Raw genomic sequence first — 2663 nt, forward strand, 5'->3', positions numbered from 1 at the left:
TGATGAGCGTTTACATGTTCCCCGGTCAAGGTTCCCAAGCCAAAGGCATGGGCGCCGACCTGTTCGCCGCGTTCCCGGAACTGACCGGGACGGCCGACGACATCCTCGGTTATTCGATCCGAGAGCTGTGTCTTGAGGACCCGCGGCGGCAACTGGGGCAGACGCGCTATACCCAGCCCGCGCTGTATGTGGTCAACGCGCTGTCCTATCGTCGGCGACTGCATGAGCACGGTACGCCGGCCTTCGTGCTGGGCCATAGCCTCGGCGAGTACAACGCGCTGGAGGCGGCGGGCGTGATCGATTTCGAGGCTGGCCTGCGCCTCGTGAGCAGGCGCGGAGAGTTGATGAGCGAGGCGCCGGCCGGCGCAATGGCCGCGGTGATTGGACCCGACGAACAGGCGATCGGCGAATTGATGGCGAGGCATGGCCTCGGCACGATCGACATCGCCAATCTGAATGGCCCCAGTCAGACCATCATTTCCGGGCTGAAGGAAGACATCGCCCGCGCTGCCCCGCTGTTCGAGGCCGAGCAGGCACGTTTCGTACCACTGAATACCAGCGGCGCCTTCCACTCGCGCTACATGGCCGCGGCCCAGCAGGCGTTTGCCAGCTATCTGCGCGAATTCCATTTCAACGCGCCGCGGATACCCGTGATCTCCAATGTCGAGGCGCTGCCGTATCTGGCCGAGCGTGCCGCCAGCCTGCTGGCGGCGCAGATCATCCGGCCGGTGCAGTGGACCCGTTCGATTCAATATCTGCTGGCGCAAGGGCAAAGCGAATTTCTGGAGCTGGGGCCGGGACAGGTGCTGACACGCCTGCTGGCCGATATCAGGAAACACGCGCCTGCCGTGGCTATCCCGGCCCCAGCCCCCGCTGCCGCGGTGGCGAGCGTCACTGCGGCGTCCGTGGTCACCACGCCAGCCTATGACCGCGATCGGGAAATCAGCAGCCTGCAACAGCGTATCGACGACTGGAACCGCCGTTATCCGGTTGGCACGCGCGTCAACGTCGACGCCTATCAACAGAGCCTGACCACACGCACAGCTGCGATGTCGCTGTTTGGGCATCGCGCGGCGATTTACCTGGAAGGCTACAACGGCTATTTCGAGCTGGCCGATGTGCATCCGGTCCACGGAGCCCCGGCATGAACGCAATCCCTAAAAATTACGCGGCGCTCAGCATCAGGATGGAACGGCTGGGCTCGGCGGCTTTCAAGCAGGACCACGGCGTCGACTATCCGTATGTGGCCGGCTCGATGGCGAAGGGCATCGCCTCGGCTCCGATGGTGATCAATATGGGCAAGGCCGGCTTCCTGAGTTACTTCGGTACCGGGGGAGTGGACCTCGCTTCGATCGAGCAGGCCATCCTCGACATCCAGGCCGCGCTGAGCGCGGGGCAACCCTATGGGATGAACCTGCTGAGCAACGCGTCCACGCCGCAGGCCGAAATGGATACCGTGGATCTGTTTCTCAAGCACGGCGTGCGCCGCGTCGAAGCCTCCGCCTACATGCAGATCACGGCGCCGCTGGTGAAGTATCGCGCCCGTGGCTTGCGACGCAACGCGCAAGGCGCCGTAGTCGCGCAGAACATGATTCTCGCCAAGCTTTCGCGCCCCGAGGTGGCCACGCTGTTCCTCAGTCCGCCGCCTGAAAAAGTGCTCGCCGAACTGGTGGCCGAGGGCGCGCTCAGCGCTGCCGAGGCCGAGCTGGCGAAGCACCTGCCGATGGCCGACGACATCTGCGTGGAGGCCGATTCGGGCGGACATACCGACATGGGCGTGCTGTCCACCTTGCTGCCGAGCATCGTGCGTCTGCGCGACGAGATGGTGACGCGTTACGGCTACACGAAGACTGTGCGTGTCGGCGGTGCGGGCGGCATCGGCACGCCGGAGGCGGCGGCGACCGCCTTCATCCTCGGCGCGGATTTCATCCTCACCGGCTCGATCAATCAATGCACGGTGGAAGCTGGTACCAGCGAGGCGGCTAAAGATCTGCTGCAGCAGGTCAACGTGCAGGACATGGACTATTGCCCTTCGGGCAGCCTGTTCGAGCTGGGCGCCAAGACCCAGGTGTTGAAGAAAGGGGTGTTTTTCCCCGCTCGCGCCAACAAGCTCTACGAGTTGTGGAAGAACCACGCGGCCTGGGAAGACATCGAGGCGAAGACCCGCGCGCAGATCCAGGAAAAGTACTTCATGCGCACCTTCGAGGATGTCTATGCCGAGACGCGCGCTTACTTCCTCAAGGCCGCGCCCGGCGAAATCGAGAAGGCTGAAAAAAATCCCAAGCACAAGATGGCGCTCGTATTCCGCTGGTACTTCGTCCACACGATGCGCCTCGCGATGAGCGGTTCGAGCGAGCAGAAAGTCGACTACCAGATTCACTGCGGACCGGCGATGGGTGCCTTCAACCAATGGGTCAAGGGCACCGAGCTGGAGAGCTGGCGCAATCGTCGCGTCGCTGACATCGCGCGTCTGTTGCTCGAAGAAACCGTGCAGCTGCTCAATCGCAGTTTTTTCGCCATGACCGGCTGAGTCGCGTGAGTTCGAGACACCCTCGGCCCCTGCGGTGCCCGGGGCTGCCTCGTTGTGTGTTTGCCTTAAATGCCCGATTGCACTGGCGGTGGCTGTTCTGGCCATCGCTGGTTGTTGAAGCCAGGAGAATGCA

Annotated in this window: 2 protein-coding genes; both read left to right on the forward strand. The window is 63.2% G+C overall.

Annotation, left to right across the window (positions count from 1 at the left end):
• Window positions 1–2 precede the first annotated feature (2 nt).
• On the forward strand, window positions 3–1148 hold the full coding sequence (fabD, locus tag BWP39_RS00020) for an ACP S-malonyltransferase (RefSeq protein ID WP_207556500.1): 1146 nt from the start codon (window positions 3–5) through the stop codon (window positions 1146–1148).
• A 38-nt stretch (window positions 1149–1186) separates the two neighbouring features.
• On the forward strand, window positions 1187–2530 hold the full coding sequence (locus tag BWP39_RS00025) for a PfaD family polyunsaturated fatty acid/polyketide biosynthesis protein (RefSeq protein ID WP_207556501.1): 1344 nt from the start codon (window positions 1187–1189) through the stop codon (window positions 2528–2530).
• The last annotated feature ends 133 nt before the right edge of the window (window positions 2531–2663 follow it).

It is taken from the genome of Paraburkholderia acidicola, assembly GCF_002362315.1.
GTDB lineage: Bacteria > Pseudomonadota > Gammaproteobacteria > Burkholderiales > Burkholderiaceae > Paraburkholderia > Paraburkholderia acidicola.